This is a genomic window from Flavobacterium noncentrifugens, assembly GCF_900100375.1.
In the GTDB taxonomy this organism is placed as follows: Bacteria; Bacteroidota; Bacteroidia; order Flavobacteriales; family Flavobacteriaceae; genus Flavobacterium; species Flavobacterium noncentrifugens.
Genome location: NZ_FNEZ01000004.1, coordinates 225,786 through 242,775 on the forward strand (window position 1 = coordinate 225,786; position 16,990 = coordinate 242,775).

A 16,990-nucleotide genomic window follows, 5' to 3' on the forward strand; every position below is an offset into this window, starting at 1 on the left:
CACTGCCTTAATTTGTAAAACTTCAAATCAAATGAAAAAGAGAAAAGTAGAAGTCGTTGTATTATCGGATGTGCATCTGGGCACTTTTGGCTGCCACGCAAAGGAACTGATGAATTACTTGTCATCGGTAAAACCCAAAATATTGGTTTTAAACGGCGACATTATAGACATCTGGCAATTTAGGAAATCGTACTTTCCGAAACAGCATTTGAGAGTGATCCGAAAGATTTTGGATCTGGCTTCAAAAGGCACGAAAGTGTATTATATCACCGGAAACCACGACGAATTGCTCCGGAAATTCAGCGATACCGTCATGGGGAATTTTACAATTCTGGATAAATTGGTATTGGAACTCGATGAAAAGAAAGCGTGGATCTTTCACGGCGATGTTTTCGATGTTTCGGTACAACATTCCAAATGGATCGCAAAACTTGGCGGATTGGGTTATGATTACCTGATTTTACTAAACCGGTTTGTAAATTGGTGCCTTTATAAAATGGGAAGCGAACCGTATTCTTTTTCGAAAAAAATAAAAGCCAGTGTTAAAAAAGCGGTCAAGCATATTTCCGATTTTGAAACGACGGCAACCGATTTAGCGATTGAAAAAAAATATGATTATGTCATTTGCGGACACATTCACGAACCAAAGATCATAGAGAAAACAAATAAAAACGGCAGTACCTTGTATCTGAATTCCGGCGATTGGGTCGAGAATCTAACTGCGCTTGAATACAACAGAAAACGCTGGAAAATGTACCGTTATGCCGACACGAATTACACTGAAGAAGAAGATTTATTTGAAATGGAAAATGCGATCAGCAACCAGCTCATCGCGTCCATAGTTTTTTCAAAAAAGATCAATTCTTACTGATCAGAATCTTTAATGACAATTTCTTTTTTGGAATTGATTTTGACAACTGTATAAGGATTGCTCATTACAGATATTGCCATTTCTCCAGATTTCGGACTGGTTTCTTTAACCGTTAAGATAATCTGTGTTGGCGTTTCTTCGGCTTTTTGAACGGTGATCGAATGGCCGCCTGATGATTTTTCGCCCAGGTTTAAGATCACGAAATTGGACTTTGATGTATCGTCGGCTTTGATTTTCTTTTTCAGATTTTCATCGCTTTGAAGCATTTTGATTTCATTGGCTTCGGTCAGGATTTCATAAAACCGGATGCTTGCGCCGCCGTTATTTTGCTGTGTAAGCACTTCGTAAAGCGGTTTTTTTGAGTTGTCGGTTTTGGTCGATCCGCACGAAAATAAAAATATTGTGATCAAGGCTACGGCTGCTTTTTTCATACGTGGATGTTTACTGCTTTGTTGTATAATTCTTCATACATCGGAAGGATATTTTTGATGTCGAATTTTCTGGCTGTAGCCAATGCACGGCTTTTAAATTCATCCAAAATAATACCATCGCTTAAAATCTTCAACGCATTTTCTGCCATTTCATCTACATTTCCAACATCGCTCAGATAACCTGAAATGCCGTCGAAATTCACTTCAGGCAAACCGCCAGAATTGCTCGAAATCACCGGAACGCCCGATGCCATTGCTTCCAATGCAGCCAAACCAAAACTTTCTGTTTCCGACGGCAATAAAAACAAGTCGGAGTAACTCAGTATCGTATCGATTTCATTGCTGTTCCCAAAGAAAATCACTTTATCGATGATGCCGAGTTCCTGGCACAAACGTTCGGCTTTTTCTTTTTCTGGCCCATCGCCTACCATCATCAGCCTGGCCGGAATTTGCTGCTGTATTTTATAAAATATTTTGATAATATCCGGAATGCGCTTGACTTTCCTGAAGTTGCTTATGTGTGTAATGATGCGTTCGTCTTCCCTTGCAATGACAGATCGTCGGCACGGAATGCTCGCCACATCTACGTTTTTATGGAGTTCGATAAAATTCGGAATCACGACAATTTCATTGGTAATATTGAACAATTTCAAGGTATCGTCTTTCAGGCTTTGCGAAACCGAAGTCACAAAATCCGATTTGTTGATGCTGAAAGTCACTGCGGGTTTGTAAAACGGATGGTTTCCTACGAGTGTAATGTCGGTTCCGTGCAATGTCGTCACCATCGGAATATCGATGCCTTCGTCTTTGAGCATTTGCTTGGCCATATACCCGGCATACGCATGCGGAATTGCATAATGCACGTGCAGCAATTCAATTTTATACAATTTCACCATATCGACAAGCTTACTCGAAAGCGCCAATTCATACGGCTGGTAATGAAACAATGGATATTCCGGAACGTTGACTTCGTGGTAATGCACATTCGGGTTTAAAAGTGCGAGGCGAACGGGCTGGCTATACGTAATGAAGTGGATTTCGTGGCCTTTGCGGGCAAGTTCCAATCCGAGTTCTGTAGCGACAACGCCGCTTCCGCCAAATGTCGGATAACAAACAATTGCTATTTTCATAGTGTCTTTTTAGTCCTACGAATTTAGCAAAAAAGGACGTGTGAATTTGAAATTTTCGGTTAAATTATCAGTTTCTATAATCCGAAATTAATCATCCCATTTTCACGGATGAATGTCCATTCGGTAAAGCTGTTGCCAATTTCATGTCCGTCATAATCATATTTGAATTCTTCCCATTTGCTGTAATTGTGTGCTGATAGAGAACGGTTAAACGCTTCATCAAAAATCACAAATACCTGAAATGGATTTGTTTTATTGTCAAATTTTTTAAATTTACGAACCACGCGCTCTTTGCTTGCCGGATTAAATGTCGGCTGTTGCGGCGAAACATAATAGGGATAACGTGTCACGATGCTGTCGACATCTGCGTTAGCATTGTAGAAAATTTCACTTTTTTCGTAAAACCTCCTGTTGTGGCGTTCATAACTTTTAAGAATTCCGTTCTCATAAAAATACTGAATGGTATCACGGATCAATGGCTGCAAATTGTCAACGTAGATTTTGTATTTCAGTTTGCCATCGGCAGTAAATTCAACAAACTGCTTGTTCCATTCGCCTTCATTGATGACGCTTTTGTCAATGATTGTTGCAGTATTTGAAGCATACGAAACTTCTGTATACGCATTTTTATTGAAGATATGGGAATATCCAGTATTTGGATCCACAGCAGAAACGTCACCAATCAATTTCACAATTTTCCCATCATTGTAAACCACATCAACATTCTCTGGAGATTGTTGTGTATCTAGCGGATAATCCATGTAATAAAAACGGTAGCTGCTGATGCCGGTTGCCACTTCTGTACTATTGCTGTTTTCATCATCGCTTCCGCAGCCTGCTAAAAATAGAATTGGCAAAAGAAAGAGGATTTTATGAATTTTCATGCTATCTAATGATTGCAGATTGAATGATTTTCTGGATGTCTTCACGGATGTTTTCCTTCGACAATGTATTTACGGTCGATTCCGGGAAAGTCCTGTTGGATAAAAACACATACACAATTTCCGTTTCCGGATCTGCCCATGCGATTCCGCCTGTAAAACCGGTGTGTCCGAAGCTTTCCGATGAAACGCAACCACAAGTTGGGCCAGGCGTTCCCGCTGGTTGAGGCTTATCAAAACCGAGTCCGCGCCTGTTTCCTTCCGCACAATAATGACAGGTATTGAATTCGTCAAAAGTCTTCGCTGAAAAATACTGATGGTTTCCATAATTTCCTTTTTGCAAATACATCTGCATGATTTTCGCCACGTCCATGGCATTTGAGAAAATTCCTGCATGTCCCGCGACGCCGCCGTCCATGGCTGCCGCCATGTCATGAACATACCCCTGGATTGTCTGGTAACGGAAATAATTGTCGACTTCCGTTGGAGGAATAATGTAATTGCTGAATTTTTTAAGCGGATTGTAAGTTGTATTGTTCATTCCAAGCGGACGGAAAAAATGGTCTTCGCTTAAAACATCCAATGATTTTCCGGTCGTTCTTTCGAGGTAATCGCGCAGCATAATAAACGTAAAATCGCTGTATTTGTATTCTTTTTTTGGAAGCAGTTTGCTGTCGATGATCATTTTCATGATGGTATCGTGGTAATCGTTTCGGATGAATAAACTGTCGGCGACCTGTTTTGAAAACTGGCTGTCGGAAATTTTTCGATAGTATTTATCAGATGGTTTTTTATTGGCATCCAACGTCGATTGGTAAAACGGAATCCAAGCCTGTAAACGCGCGTAATGCGACAGCAATTCTTTAAATGTAATCGCTTCTTTATCAGAATTTTTAAATGTTGGCAGCATCTCGCCCACCGTACTTTCGAGATTAATTTTCTTCTGGTCGTACTGCTGCATCACATTTGGCAAAGTCGAAACGATTTTAGTCAGCGATGCAATGTCATACAAATCAGAATTTACGACTTTTACAGCATTGTCATACGTATGCGAACCGAACGATTTCTGGTAAATGACTTTTCCTTTTCGAGCTACTAAAACCTGCAATCCCGGCGTCATTTTTTTATCAATGGCTTTTTTCGCGATCTGATCGATTTGTGATAAAATGGCTGGATTCATCCCAACGTTTTCCGGTGCTGTAAATCCGAGGCGGTTGATTTTTTGGGTATCGATTCCGTCACCAACTTTAAAATGTGGCGTGACCGAAACCGGAAGTTTTCCTTTGGCTTCGACAGCTCCAAAAATAATCTCAGCAGAAACTTCCTGCGCAATGTTGCTGTTTTGGTACGATTGTACGACACCTTCAATTTCGTCTAATGAAGCGATCTGCATCAATGAATACGGTTTTGTAAACGCGTCGAGAATGACAACATTATTCTTTGCGATTTGCTGCAATTTTAACAATTCGGCATCGCTGAAGGCATGGCTTTTCCAGGCTTTATCCGATTTGTGGAAACCAACGATTACGGTATTGAACGCTTTTAATTTGACATTTAAACTGTCGGTATTGTCGTCTGCAACTTCGGTAACTTCGGTATATTTTTTTAAGGTCGAAATAAAACTGCTGTTGGCATCGTCGCCTAATTTGACATAAGCGATTTTACTTGTTTCGAGGTTGTTGATCGGAAGAATATCGTTCTTATTTTTTAGAATCGTAATGGCATTTTCATACAATTGGTATTGCAAAGCATCATTATCGGACGAATTCAAATCAGTATACAAATTCTTTAAATCGATTGGTTTGTATTGGTTTAAACCCGATTTGTATTTGTATTTCAAGATTTTCTTTACCGAATGCGCCAACCGTTCCGGTGTAATGATCGTATCCTGATATGCCGCGCAGATTTTCTCATACGCCACCGGAACATTTTCTGCAAAAAGCAAAATATCATTTCCTGCTAAAAATGCTTCAAGGTCGATTTCGCCTGGCTTCAAGTAGTTACTTGCGGCTTTCATATTCAAAGCATCGGTAAAAATCAGTCCGTTGAAACCAAGGTGTTTCTGCAAAACATTCGTTACCACATTGTATGAAATCGACGACGGATAATTCGGCCGCGGTTCCAATGCCGGAACATTCAAATGGGCGACCATGACCGATTCCAAGCCATCTTTAAAAAGCTGTTTGTATGGATAAAATTCTGTTTCTTCGAGGCGTTCGCGGGAGAAATTTACAACCGGAAGTCCGTAATGCGAATCGGTTTCGGTATCGCCGTGTCCTGGAAAATGCTTTCCTGTTGATAAAATGCCGCTGCTTTGAAAACCTTTCATGATCGCCGAAGCACTTTCGGCCACATTTTCCTTGCTTTCGCCAAACGAACGGAAACCGATAATTGGGTTTTTCGGATTGGTATTGATGTCCAAAACCGGCGCAAAATTAAACTGGATGCCCATTCTTTTGGTTTGGTAACCCATTTTCTCGCCGACTTTCCGGATTAGGTTTTTGTCTTTGATCGCGCCCAATGTCATATTCCATGGAAAACGATACGTCGAGTCGAGGCGCATGCTCAAACCCCATTCAGCATCAATACCAATAAATAATGGAAGTTTGGTTTTAGATTGGAAACGGTTGGTCAATCTGGCCTGGCGCAACGGCCCGCCCTGAAAAAAGATCAATCCGCCAACTTTATTCTCAGTAATTAATTTGTCAATGCTTTTAATGTGCGCCGAATCTTTGTTAGAATAAGCCGCAACCATAAACAACTGCCCGATCTTTTCATCGAAAGTCAGTTGGTTGTAAACACTATCGACCCATTTTTTCTGGACATCAGAATCATAACCATCGTTATAAACAACAGCTTCATTATTGGTTTCAGATATAATGGCTGGTGGAACAGCAACGACCGGCTTGTTATTTTTAGAGCCCGCACAACTGATGGCAAAAATAATCCATCCAAGAAATAGCGCGTTGCAAAGAATTTTTTTCATTAAAAAGGTATTGGTTAAAAGAAACGGCTGTGCCAGCTTTCTGCGGCCGGAACTTCCCAGCCTTCATTCCATTCTTCAATCGTATTAACGAGATTGTTGAATACGATCGTATTTCCCGAAACTGCTTTTTCTTTGGCCATTTTTTTAAATTCAATCAAGGGCTTGTGTGCGATGTGTTCGCCAAGTTTGAACGTCACATTCATTTTATCCAATAGATCGACACTGTATTTTTTCTCGAGATCCTGTATGAATTGCACCGAAGCGTCGATCGAACAGCCCGTCGCAATCTGGTTTTCGGGATTCACGGCAATGATGATGAAGCGGTTGTATTTTAACTGGTAAGAAGCTTCGAGGCCGGTTCCGTGTGCTGCCCAGTTTTCGAGAAATGATTTGAGATCAGTTTCAATCGAAGCGAATTCTTCCTCGGTGAATTTGCGGTTGGATTGGTAAATCCATATTTTTGATTCGGGCGGTAAAGTTTCAAAAGGAACGTACATAATTTTAATTTTTTGTAAACCAAAAAGGTTTCGGTTGAGGAGAAATTATTTTTTCTCTATTCCCGTGATCACTTTGTAATAACGGAATTCTTTTGATTTCGGGTCGAACAATTCGACTTCGCTGTATGACATGATGACTTTGTCTTTTTTTCGGATCAATCCGTCGGTGTATAATGAAGCCGTGTCGAAATAATCAAGTAAGATCAGGTTGTGCAATCGGTTATTTTTGTCTTTGACTTTGATCGTTACAAATTCATTGGTTACAAAATCGGATATTTCGCCTTCAATTTTTGGAGATTCTGCTGTCGAATTTTCGGATGCATTGTCATTGGCCAAAGCCATCAAAACATCGGGACAGATCGAAAACATTTTGAGTGCGACATCCTGTCCTAATTTCCGCATCGAATCTTTATCTGAAAAATCAGTTTTAGATATTTTGTCGTATGCTTCTTTGTGCGTTGTGTAACTCTGAACGACGCAAGTTCCGAATTCCAACTGCAATTTTTCAGATGAAATATTCTTCAGATCCAGATTTTTAGCCATGACGCATTCGCAGGATTCTTTGGCCATAACGTCCATCAGTTCCTGGGCATTTAAAATTATTGCAAACAGCAGCGCATACGCCAAAAAAACTCTCTTCATTACAAATCCTGCGCGTTGGCAATTAATTCGGCTACGTCCATGACTTTGATTTCGCCTTCTTTTTCTTTATTTTTCACACCGTCGGTCATCATGGTATTGCAGAACGGACAACCGGCAGCGATAATTTGCGGTTGTACTTCGAGTGCATCGTCTGTACGCTCGACGTTGACTTCTTTATTTCCGGGTTCGGCATCTTTAAACATTTGCGCTCCGCCTGCACCGCAGCATAATCCGTTTGCTTTGGAACGTTTCATTTCAACCAATTCGGCATCGAGTTTTGCGATTAAATCGCGCGGTGCTTCATATACATTATTCGCACGTCCTAAATAACACGGATCGTGAAACGTAATGCGCTTGCCTTTGAATTGCCCGCCTTCAATAGTCAATCGGCCTTCATCCAAAAGCGATTTTAAAAACTGCGTATGGTGAATGACTTCGTAAGTTCCGCCCAATTCAGGATATTCATTTTTCAGCGTATTGAAACAATGCGGACAGGCCGTAACGATTTTTTTGGCTTCATAAGCATTCAAAACCTCGATGTTCATCATTGCCTGCATCTGGAACAGGAACTCATTCCCTGCCCTTTTTGCCGGATCGCCTGTGCAGCTTTCTTCGGTTCCGAGGACTGCAAAAGACACATTGGCACGGTTTAAAATCCGTACGAATGCTTTGGTGATTTTCTTAGCCCTGTCGTCGAAACTTCCTGCGCAGCCCACCCAGAACAATACTTCCGGTTGTTGGCCTTGAGCCATCATTTCTGCCATTGTTGGCACTGTTAAAACTTCTGACATAATTTATTTTTGAGTTGCAAAGCTGCAAAGTTTTTTATACGCTCAACAAAATAACTCAGGTACTTTGTCACTTATTCGTGTTTCCCGTCGTCGAAAACCTGTATCGTTACTTCTTTATCTACCAGGTCAGTGAATTTTCCGCGGTAACGCGTCGCTTTCACTAAATGGTTGTCGATCCAGTGGTAGTTTCCGCCACGCGGTTTTCCCATCACCATTCCGTGGTATTTGAAACCGTGCTGCTTGAGCCATCTTTCGGTGTATTCGCGGTGCGCTTCTGTTCTGGATGTGAAGAAGAAAATAATATGTCCTTCATCGTACCAGCGGTTTAGTGTTTCTAAAGCATCGGGATACAATTCAGCGGTCAGCATGCGTTCCGGCTCTTCATTCGGAATGTCGTCACAGATCGTTCCGTCAATATCAATGAGGTAATTTTTAATGCCTTCAGGCAAAACCGGGCTTATTTTGTGTCCGTTTTCAGTCGTTTCCTGTAGGTTTTTTTCAATTTCGTTTGCGTCCATTTTCGTTTGGTTTCTAATTTTGATTCATTAAAAACACCCTTAACCTCACCTATAAGAGAATTTTCGTTCTATGTTATTATTAATTTTCGTTTTTCCAGTTCAGCCTGTCCTGTTGGTTGTATTGCCATGGCGCGCCGTTGTTTTCAATATTTGTCATCATCGCATTGAGCGACATCGGTGCTGCACTTTGCTCCATGACCAAATAACGTCTCATGTCGATAATGATTGATAGCGGACTGATATTGACCGGACACTCTTCGACACAAGCGTTGCACGACGTACATGCCCATAATTCTTCAGGCGTGATGTAATCATTCAATAAAGTCTTATTATCCGGAATGAAAATGCCTTTATTGGCATCAATATTTTTACCGACTTCTTCCAATCTGTCGCGCGTATCCATCATAATTTTGCGCGGCGATAATTTTTTTCCTGTAATATTTGCCGGACAGGATGACGTACATCTCCCACATTCGGTGCAAGTATAAGCATTCAGCAATTGTACCCAGTTTAAATCCTGAACATCGCTGGCGCCGAATTTTACGGGAACCGCATTTTCATCGACAGGAGCGGCAGCAAACGGATCGGCGTTTGGATCCATCATTAATTTGACTTCATTGGTCACCGATTCTAAGTTGTCGAATTTTCCTTTCGGATTCAAATCTGCAAAATACGTATTTGGAAAAGCCAGTAAAATATGAAGGTGTTTTGAAAAGTACAGGTAATTCAGGAATACTAAAATTCCGGAAATGTGAATCCACCAGAATGCGCGTTCCAAAAGCATCACCGTACTTTCATTCATTCCATTGAAAATTGGTTCGATGAATTGGGAAACCGGAAATGCGCCTGCTTTCTCATAATGCCCGAATCCGAGCAATTGCAAATGGAAATCGGCGGCATTCATTAAAAGGAACAATGACATCAGCGCGACTTCAAAATACAAAATATAATTTGCATCGCTTTTTGGCCATCCTTTCAAATCTGAATGGATGAATCTTTTGAGTTTGATGATGTTTCTCCGGGCTAAAAAAGTAAGGACAGCTACTAAAACAAGAAGCGCCAATATTTCAAATGAGCCGATTAAAATGCTGTAAAAAGCCCCGAGAAAAGAAAAAATACGGTGCGTCCCGAAAAGTCCGTCAATGACTATTTCTAATACTTCAATATTGATGATAACAAAGCCAACATACACAATAATGTGCAGCAAACCTGCCACCGGGCGTTTGACCATTTTAGACTGCCCGAGTGCGATCAGTGCCATATTTCCCCATCTTGCTGACGGATTATCTGAACGATCAATATCGCGACCAAGCTTGATGTTGCGGATGATTTTTTTGATATTCACCCCAAAAAATCCAAAGCCAAGGCAAAGAATAATTGCAAATAAAATATTGTCTAAATAGCCCATAATGCTAGTTTACTTTTTAATGGAATCATTTACCGGAGCGACGTACGGCTTGTTTTTCTTACCGAAAAGCGACACATTTACATAACGCGTAGGGTTCAATCTAACGTCCTGCAATAATAATTCGAGCTCTTTTGAAGTCTGCGTCAGGTTTTTATACAACGCTTCGTCTTTCAGCAATTTCCCCATTGTTCCTTTTCCGGATTGCACATCGGCGATGATCGCATCAACATTGTCAAGTGTTTTCTGGAGGTTTTTCGCTGTTTTGCCCAAATCGGCTTTGTTTAGGGAATCTGAAATCTGGGAGAAATCTTTAGACACTTTATTGAAATTGGATACTATCCCGTCAATTTTTCCTTTGTTATTATCCAAAATTCCGTTTAAGCTTCCTGATGCTTTGTGGAATTGTTCCATCGTCACACGCAATTCGGCAAGGCTTACTTTAAGGTTTTCCTGTGATTTTTTATCGAGAACGTTATTGACATTGGTCAACAGCAAATCGGCATTCAATAAAACTTTGTCTAATTTTTCCTGGATCGGCGTCAATTTTTCACCTACAAGTGACGTTAGTCCAGGAATATCATCGCCCATCAAAACATCGCCGGTTACTGCTAATGTACCATCTTTATAATTTGGGATGATCTGAATTTGCTTTCCGCCGATAAGCCCCGGCTCATAAATCGCAGCTACGCTTGTTTTCGAAATCGGGAAATCCGACTTGATCTGAAGTTCGACACGGATTTTCCCTGATTTGTTCAGGAATTCAATTTTGTGGACTTTTCCGATTGCAAGTCCGTTGATCGTAATTGGAGCCGAAGTCGTCAAACCTTCCACATTGTCATAATACACATACAATGTTTTGTAATCGGTTAGCAAGTCACGCCCTTTAAGGAAACTGTATCCCCAGATGAAAAGCAAAATGGACGAAAGGACTAATATGGCGGTTTTAATTTCTCTTGATATTTTCAAAATGCAATTTTTTTTAACAAAATTAGAATAATTATTTAAACTCAGGCTTTATTTGATGGCTTCCTGAAGCGTAATTTTTTTGCCGTCGCGGAAAGCAATCAGATAAGCCGATGGATACCCTTTGGATTTTGCTTCTTCAAGATTTCTCTTTGCCGTTTCATAATCTGAAGTTTCTCCGTACATATATTTGTACAGCGTTCCATTGTCTGAAGTTACGGAAATATTTTTTAATCCTTTGAAATTAGACGGTACCGGATCAATTTTTTTGCCCGCAGCAGCAATTTGGACTTTAAAAACAACGCCCGAAGCCGGATTTTCTTTAGGTTCCGGTTTTTTAACTTCGGGTTTCTTTACTTCTGGCGTTTTAACGGTAGTTACCTTTTTTTCAAGGGCTGTATCTTTTTTGACTTCAACTACTTTTTTGGATGGTTTTTCATAATTCGGTTCGTTGTTGCCGTTTCCGAAATATTCTTTTTTATACCCAATGATCGCACCTGCAATCGCTTCAGCGGTTTCCTGCTGTCCGTCTTCAGAATCGAGCATCGCGCCTTCTTTAGGGTTTGAGATGAATCCCATTTCAATCAGAACCCTCGGCATATACGCTTTATGCAACACCATGAACGGCGCTTGTTTTACCCCGCGGCTTTTCCTGTCGTTGTCATTTACAAAATTGTCCTGGATTTTACTCGCGAGTGCAATGCTGTTTTCGATGTATTCTTCCTGCATCAAAGTCACCCCGATCATAGATCCGGGATTGTTCGGGTCAAAACCTTCGTATTTTTGTTTGTAGTCTTTTTCTAACGTAATTACGGCATTCTCGCTTTTTGCGACAGCCAGGTTTGAAGCATTTTTATTCAAACCCATCACGTAGGTTTCAGAACCGTCGGCAGCCGTATTTTTATTGGCGTTGCAGTGAATGGAAACGAAAATGTTAGCGTCGGCGCGGTTTGCGATGTTTGATCTTTCGACTAATTCGATGAATACATCAGATTTCCTAGTATAGATGACTTCGATATTTGGATTTTTCTCAAGGATTTTTCCGACTTTCAGTACCACCGCAAGGGCAATATTCTTTTCGATATGCCCATTGTAAACGGCACCAAAATCGTGTGCGCCATGGCCAGCATCCAAAGCGACTTTAAATTTTTGGGCAGTCTGCCCATAAGAAGAAAACGCAAATAAACAGATTATTATTTTGAGTAAATACTTGATTTTATGTACTTTAACCATTGCGATAAATAAAGTTAATTTTAATAAAAACCTTATGGTTTTGAATTTGATATTTGTTTATTTTTGACGGAATTTAATATGTAAGTTTGGCGCGTCGAAAATAAGCCATATTTTTACAAAAATAGCATTTAAACCTTTGCAGACAAACTTATTTAATATCGTTTTATCAGCATTTTTCCTAACACTCGGAGTCGGAAAAATTTATTCCCAGGATATAAAGAATCCGCCGAAGCTGCTAACGCCTCTGTCGCAGCAAGATACCGCGACCGTTAATTTAAAGGATGTTGAAAAAATTGCTGAAATCACGCCACCTGATACTGCTAAAGTCAAAAAACCGCTGCTTGACAGCAAAATCAAATACAAAGCGGCATCTTACGCAAAACTCAACCAGAAAAAACAGGAAATTTATTTATACGATAAAGCCGAATTGTATTATCAGGACATCGAGCTAAAATCAGGGATCATCGTTTTTAATTATGAAAAAGACGAAGTGTATGCTGGCCGGATCAAGGATTCAACAGGCGCTTACACCCAATTGCCAAATTTCAAACAGGGCTCAAATGTTATCGAACCCGATTCGATCCGGTTCAATTACAAAACCAAAAAGGCATTGATCTGGAACTCCAGGACCGATCAGGGCGAATTTAAGGTCAAAGCCGAAATTTCGAAAAGAATTAACGATTCTGTTTATTTTCTCAAGGGCGCAAAATTTACCACTGCCAAAGATATTGAAGATCCGGAATATTATTTCCGTACCAATAAAATCAAATTCGTTCCCGGAAAAAAAGTCGTTACAGGCGTGACCCAAATGGTGATTGCCGATGTTCCGACACCAATCGCGATGCCGTTTGCCTTTTTTCCAATGACGACAACCAACCAGTCCGGACTCATCATTCCGACTTTTGGAGATACGCGAAACCGCGGTTATTTCCTGCAAAATGGGGGTTATTATTTTTCGCTCGGCGACAATTATGACCTGGCTGTTCTTGGTGATTATTATACGAATGGAAGTTACGCCCTTCGCGGAGAAAGCAGTTATGCGATGCGGTACAAATTCAGGGGAACGATAAACGTGCGTTTCGAAGACCAGATTTTTAGCGAACGTGGCTTTCCCGATTATACGAAAACAAAGATCTACAACATTCAGTGGTCGCACAGCCAGGATGCAAAATCAAACCCGAATTCGCGTTTTGCGGCATCGGTCAATATGGGAAGCAGCAAGTATTTCAGGCAATCGGTGAGTCAGCTGAATGCCGGTTCTCAACTGAACAACGTCCTGAATTCATCGATCTCATATTCCAAAACTTTCCAGTCGGTTCCGCAGGTCAATCTTTCATTGGCGGCCACGCACAACCAGAACAGCAACACCGAAGAGATCAACATGACGCTTCCTACCATGCAGCTCAGCGTGGACAGGATGTATCCGTTTGTAAAAAAAGACGGCATAAAAAAAGGGTTTATCAAAAACATCAACCTTCAATATAGTTTAAGGGGTGAAAACCGCTATAAAACAACTGATTCACTGTTTTTTAAATCGCAGATGTTCAAAGATGCTCAAACCGGCTTTCAGCACAGCATTCCATTAAGTACGAACTTTAAGATCTTTAAATATTTCAGCGCATCGACTTCTGTAAATTACAACGAGGTCTGGTATCTGAAAACAATACGCAAATCCTACAATTCGCTGACTGCAAAAGACACGACGGTTACTGTAAATGGTTTTGATGCTTTCCGAACGTATTCCTTTTCTTCAAGCCTTGGAACTACAGTTTACGGAACTTTTAATTTGGGTGAAAACAAGAAAATCCAGGCAATCAGGCACGTGATGCGCCCGTCGGTTTCTTACAGCTACACGCCGAGTTTTGATAAATATTACGACACTTATGCAGCTGACGGAAGCGGAACGATGGACAAGCGATATACGCGATTTGAAGGCGGAATGTTCGGCGCTCCGGGAATCAGCAATTCGAATAATATCGGCTTCAGCCTAAGCAATACTTTTGAGGCGAAAGTGCGTGATAAAGACAGCACGAAGACGGAACCTAAGAAAGTCATGCTCTTAAACAACCTGAATTTCTCGACTTCCTATAACATTGTCGCCGATTCCCTACCATGGTCGCCGGTGCGTATCAGCGGTGGAACAGTTTTATTCAAGGATAAAATGAACGTCAATTTTGCGATGACTTTAAATCCGTATGCGATTGACAATAACGGAAAAACGATCAACAAATTCAATATCGACAATGGCGGAAGCTTGTTTCGCATGACGAGTGCCAACATGACGCTGAATTATTCGCTGTCAAGCAAAGATGGCAAAGACAAGAAAAAAGAGAACGTACAAGGCGAACGAAATGGTGGCCGTGATGATGATTTGTTTGGTACGAACACCGATTTTAGCGACCGTCGCCAAAGCCAGTTTAAAGATGAGGAAGAAGACGAAGATGGCGAAGACAAGTTTAAAGGGTTTTTCAATGCAGAATTGCCGTGGGACATGACACTCGCTTACCAACTTACCTATTCTAACGAAGGCAGGCAGAATACCATTTCGGGAAATTCGCTGATGGTTTCTATGAACGCCGATCTGACGCCCAAATGGAAGGTTGGGGTTTCTACAGGATATGATTTCGTACAGAAAGGCATTACATATACGCAGTTTCGTTTTGAAAGGGATTTGATGAGCTGGCGTATGGATTTTAACTGGCAGCCTTTTGGCCAACAAGCGTATTGGAGCTTTTTCATCGGAATTAAATCAGGTGTATTAAGCGATATCAAGTGGGAAAAACGAACGACTCCTGACCGGGTTTTACGATAATTTATAATTCAGATTTACAACAAACGATTCCTGATTTAAGCTCCTAATTATGAAAAAGATTATTTTTACAGACCATGCTCCAGCGCCAATCGGGCCATACAACCAGGCGGTACTTTTTGGAAATACTTTGTATACTTCCGGACAGATCGCACTTGATCCAAAGACTATGGAACTCGTTGGAAGCGATATCGAATCAGAAACCAAACAAGTCATGGAAAATCTCAAAGGTGTTTTAGAAGCTGCCGACATGACTTTTGAAAACGTCGTAAAAACTACCATTTTCATTATGGACATGAATGATTTCGCAAAGATCAATTCGGTTTACGGAAATTATTTTAATGAAAAAACCGCTCCTGCAAGAGAAACGGTTCAGGTGGCAGGTTTGCCAAAAAATGTGAATGTTGAAATCTCTATGATTGCGATGAGATAACGAATCGAAATTTTTTAATTTCGGATATAACAAATCGAAATTTTTAATTTCGGAGATAACGAATCGAAATTCTAATTTCGGCGTTAATGCATCGAAATTTACAATTTCGAGATGGCATTTAGCAAAAGCTGTGCAGTAGCTTCGTTTGTAGCCAGCGGCACATTATGCACATCACAAACCCGGATCAGCATATTAATGTCGACTTCATGCGCATGGCTTGAATTCGGGTCTTTAAAAAACAACACCATTTGCGTTTTTCCTTCAGCGACACGGGCAGCGATCTGTGCATCTCCGCCCATGGGTCCTGAAAGCATTTTTGTGATGCGGAAGCCGGCATTTTCAGCTTTGCCTCCGGTGGTTCCTGTCGCGATCAATTGGATGTTTTCGGCAATCAGCAGCGCGCGGTTCTTGTTGAGGAACTGAACCAACTCTTCTTTCATGCGGTCGTGTGCAATGATGGCAATTTCCATTTTATTTGTTTAGCGAATGGTATGCGATGAGTCCGTCGATTGGGCGGCGCAATACATTTCCGAGTTTCATTTTGTGGCGATCGAGCACTTGCTTTAATTCATCTTTTAAATAAAACGCAATGGATCCGATAAAGTGAATTGGCACTTCTTTGTGGTTGTCATATTGCTTGATGAACAATTCAACGAAATCTTCCATGGCTGCAAAAATGATCTTTTTGCAGAATTCGTGGTCTTTGTGCTGGATCAAAAACTTTGCGAAAGTCGCCAGATATGCATTTGGATTTGGCTCTTTGTACAAATTGTGCTTGATGAAATCGGCGTCAAGATTGTAGTCTTTTTCGAATTGTTTGGCAAGATCGGCTGGCATTTTGTTAAAATAATACCCGCGGATCAATTGGCGCCCAAACTGGTTCCCGCTGCAATCATCCATGGCAATGTAGCCTAACGAATCGACTTTCTGGTGCAAAACAACACCGTCGAAATAACTGCAATTTGAACCTGTTCCGAGAATCGCAACAATTGCTTTTTCATTTCTTGGCGTAGTTGCATACACTGCTGCGTATGTATCTTCATGTACGGAAATAGCCGCTTTTGAAAAATATTCCTTAAAAATTCCTGCGAGGAAATTTTTCATCCTTTCAGTTCCGCAGCCGGCGCCGTAGAAGAACAAATGCGATACACTGTTTTTATTGTGGGAAATGTCGAATTTGTCTTCAAGGCGCGCAAGCACCTGGTCTTTTCCGAGTACTTCCGGGTTTAATCCTAAAGTTTGTGTGGTAAACAAAACTTTGCCATTGTCATCAATTGCGATCCAGTCTGCTTTGGTTGAACCACTGTCTACTAGTAATTTCATTGGGTTTGCGGGTTTTTTTGTTAGTTTGGTTGGTTTGTTGGTTAGGATAATGCCCTAGCCCCGATAGCAGTGGA

Annotated in this window: 16 protein-coding genes; 3 read left to right on the plus strand and 13 right to left on the minus strand. The window is 40.9% G+C overall.

The genetic code is table 11. The features are described from left to right. Positions 1 to 31: 31 nt before the first annotated feature. On the plus strand, positions 32 to 871 hold the full coding sequence (locus BLS32_RS13130) for a UDP-2,3-diacylglucosamine diphosphatase (RefSeq protein ID WP_091396651.1): 840 nt from the start codon (positions 32 to 34) through the stop codon (positions 869 to 871). On the opposite strand, the gene BLS32_RS13135 is transcribed toward BLS32_RS13130, so the two are convergent. The 11 genes from BLS32_RS13135 to BLS32_RS13185 form a co-directional block, all read right to left on the minus strand. Beyond that, complete coding sequence (locus BLS32_RS13135) at positions 865 to 1,302, minus strand: protease complex subunit PrcB family protein (RefSeq protein WP_091396654.1); 438 nt, start codon at positions 1,300 to 1,302, stop codon at positions 865 to 867. The genes BLS32_RS13130 and BLS32_RS13135 overlap by 7 nt on opposite strands. Continuing rightward, entirely contained in the window at positions 1,299 to 2,432 is a 1,134-nt protein-coding gene (gene bshA / locus BLS32_RS13140) for an N-acetyl-alpha-D-glucosaminyl L-malate synthase BshA (RefSeq protein WP_091396656.1), read from the minus strand. Before bshA ends, BLS32_RS13135 begins: the two co-directional genes overlap by 4 nt. A gap of 74 nt (positions 2,433 to 2,506) precedes the next feature. After that, positions 2,507 to 3,316: a hypothetical protein gene (locus tag BLS32_RS13145; protein ID WP_091396659.1), complete on the minus strand. Its 810-nt coding sequence runs from the start codon at positions 3,314 to 3,316 to the stop codon at positions 2,507 to 2,509. A gap of 1 nt (position 3,317) precedes the next feature. Continuing rightward, positions 3,318 to 6,299, minus strand: a complete 2,982-nt coding sequence (locus BLS32_RS13150) for a serine hydrolase domain-containing protein (protein ID WP_091396662.1) — start codon at positions 6,297 to 6,299, stop codon at positions 3,318 to 3,320. Positions 6,300 to 6,313: 14 nt separating this feature from the next. After that, positions 6,314 to 6,796, minus strand: coding sequence for an ABC transporter ATPase (locus BLS32_RS13155; protein ID WP_091396664.1), 483 nt, complete (start codon positions 6,794 to 6,796; stop codon positions 6,314 to 6,316). A 45-nt stretch (positions 6,797 to 6,841) separates the two neighbouring features. Beyond that, the gene (locus BLS32_RS13160) at positions 6,842 to 7,438 is read right to left on the minus strand and encodes a hypothetical protein (RefSeq protein ID WP_091396667.1); all 597 of its coding nucleotides are present in this window, start codon (positions 7,436 to 7,438) and stop codon (positions 6,842 to 6,844) included. Beyond that, complete coding sequence (locus BLS32_RS13165; protein ID WP_091396669.1) at positions 7,438 to 8,229, minus strand: (Fe-S)-binding protein; 792 nt, start codon at positions 8,227 to 8,229, stop codon at positions 7,438 to 7,440. Before BLS32_RS13165 ends, BLS32_RS13160 begins: the two co-directional genes overlap by 1 nt. Positions 8,230 to 8,300: 71 nt before the next feature. Beyond that, positions 8,301 to 8,747 (minus strand): LNS2 domain-containing protein, encoded by a 447-nt coding sequence (locus tag BLS32_RS13170; protein ID WP_091396672.1) that lies wholly within the window; start codon positions 8,745 to 8,747, stop codon positions 8,301 to 8,303. Positions 8,748 to 8,826: 79 nt separating this feature from the next. Further along, on the minus strand, positions 8,827 to 10,155 hold the full coding sequence (locus BLS32_RS13175) for a 4Fe-4S dicluster domain-containing protein (protein ID WP_091396675.1): 1,329 nt from the start codon (positions 10,153 to 10,155) through the stop codon (positions 8,827 to 8,829). A gap of 9 nt (positions 10,156 to 10,164) precedes the next feature. Then, the gene (locus BLS32_RS13180; RefSeq protein ID WP_091396678.1) at positions 10,165 to 11,121 is read right to left on the minus strand and encodes an MlaD family protein; all 957 of its coding nucleotides are present in this window, start codon (positions 11,119 to 11,121) and stop codon (positions 10,165 to 10,167) included. A gap of 48 nt (positions 11,122 to 11,169) precedes the next feature. Continuing rightward, the gene (locus BLS32_RS13185) at positions 11,170 to 12,351 is read right to left on the minus strand and encodes an N-acetylmuramoyl-L-alanine amidase family protein (RefSeq protein ID WP_091396682.1); all 1,182 of its coding nucleotides are present in this window, start codon (positions 12,349 to 12,351) and stop codon (positions 11,170 to 11,172) included. Positions 12,352 to 12,487: 136 nt separating this feature from the next. On the opposite strand from BLS32_RS13185, the gene BLS32_RS13190 reads away from it, so the two are divergent. After that, on the plus strand, positions 12,488 to 15,163 hold the full coding sequence (locus tag BLS32_RS13190) for a putative LPS assembly protein LptD (protein ID WP_245699454.1): 2,676 nt from the start codon (positions 12,488 to 12,490) through the stop codon (positions 15,161 to 15,163). Between the two features lie 49 nt (positions 15,164 to 15,212). Next, positions 15,213 to 15,593 carry a RidA family protein gene (locus BLS32_RS13195; RefSeq protein ID WP_091396687.1) on the plus strand — a complete coding sequence of 127 codons (381 nt, stop codon included), beginning with the start codon at positions 15,213 to 15,215 and terminating at the stop codon, positions 15,591 to 15,593. Between the two features lie 98 nt (positions 15,594 to 15,691). Here BLS32_RS13195 and BLS32_RS13200 read toward each other — a convergent pair whose 3' ends face one another. Further along, a complete protein-coding gene (locus tag BLS32_RS13200) occupies positions 15,692 to 16,063 on the minus strand; it encodes a methylglyoxal synthase (RefSeq protein WP_091396690.1) in 372 nt (123 codons plus the stop codon). 1 nt (position 16,064) lies between these two features. Beyond that, positions 16,065 to 16,916 (minus strand): BadF/BadG/BcrA/BcrD ATPase family protein, encoded by an 852-nt coding sequence (locus BLS32_RS13205; RefSeq protein WP_091396692.1) that lies wholly within the window; start codon positions 16,914 to 16,916, stop codon positions 16,065 to 16,067. Positions 16,917 to 16,990 lie beyond the last annotated feature (74 nt).

What these genes read in the sequence shown, in the direction of transcription:
- BLS32_RS13130 (WP_091396651.1), top strand. Translation starts at nt 32, where the DNA reads ATGAAAAAGAGAAAAGTAGAAGTCGTTGTATTATCGGATGTGCATCTG.
- BLS32_RS13135 (WP_091396654.1), bottom strand. Translation starts at nt 1,302, where the DNA reads ATGAAAAAAGCAGCCGTAGCCTTGATCACAATATTTTTATTTTCGTGC.
- bshA (WP_091396656.1), bottom strand. Translation starts at nt 2,432, where the DNA reads ATGAAAATAGCAATTGTTTGTTATCCGACATTTGGCGGAAGCGGCGTT.
- BLS32_RS13145 (WP_091396659.1), bottom strand. Translation starts at nt 3,316, where the DNA reads ATGAAAATTCATAAAATCCTCTTTCTTTTGCCAATTCTATTTTTAGCA.
- BLS32_RS13150 (WP_091396662.1), bottom strand. Translation starts at nt 6,299, where the DNA reads ATGAAAAAAATTCTTTGCAACGCGCTATTTCTTGGATGGATTATTTTT.
- BLS32_RS13155 (WP_091396664.1), bottom strand. Translation starts at nt 6,796, where the DNA reads ATGTACGTTCCTTTTGAAACTTTACCGCCCGAATCAAAAATATGGATT.
- BLS32_RS13160 (WP_091396667.1), bottom strand. Translation starts at nt 7,438, where the DNA reads ATGAAGAGAGTTTTTTTGGCGTATGCGCTGCTGTTTGCAATAATTTTA.
- BLS32_RS13165 (WP_091396669.1), bottom strand. Translation starts at nt 8,229, where the DNA reads ATGTCAGAAGTTTTAACAGTGCCAACAATGGCAGAAATGATGGCTCAA.
- BLS32_RS13170 (WP_091396672.1), bottom strand. Translation starts at nt 8,747, where the DNA reads ATGGACGCAAACGAAATTGAAAAAAACCTACAGGAAACGACTGAAAAC.
- BLS32_RS13175 (WP_091396675.1), bottom strand. Translation starts at nt 10,155, where the DNA reads ATGGGCTATTTAGACAATATTTTATTTGCAATTATTCTTTGCCTTGGC.
- BLS32_RS13185 (WP_091396682.1), bottom strand. Translation starts at nt 12,351, where the DNA reads ATGGTTAAAGTACATAAAATCAAGTATTTACTCAAAATAATAATCTGT.
- BLS32_RS13195 (WP_091396687.1), top strand. Translation starts at nt 15,213, where the DNA reads ATGAAAAAGATTATTTTTACAGACCATGCTCCAGCGCCAATCGGGCCA.
- BLS32_RS13200 (WP_091396690.1), bottom strand. Translation starts at nt 16,063, where the DNA reads ATGGAAATTGCCATCATTGCACACGACCGCATGAAAGAAGAGTTGGTT.
- BLS32_RS13205 (WP_091396692.1), bottom strand. Translation starts at nt 16,916, where the DNA reads ATGAAATTACTAGTAGACAGTGGTTCAACCAAAGCAGACTGGATCGCA.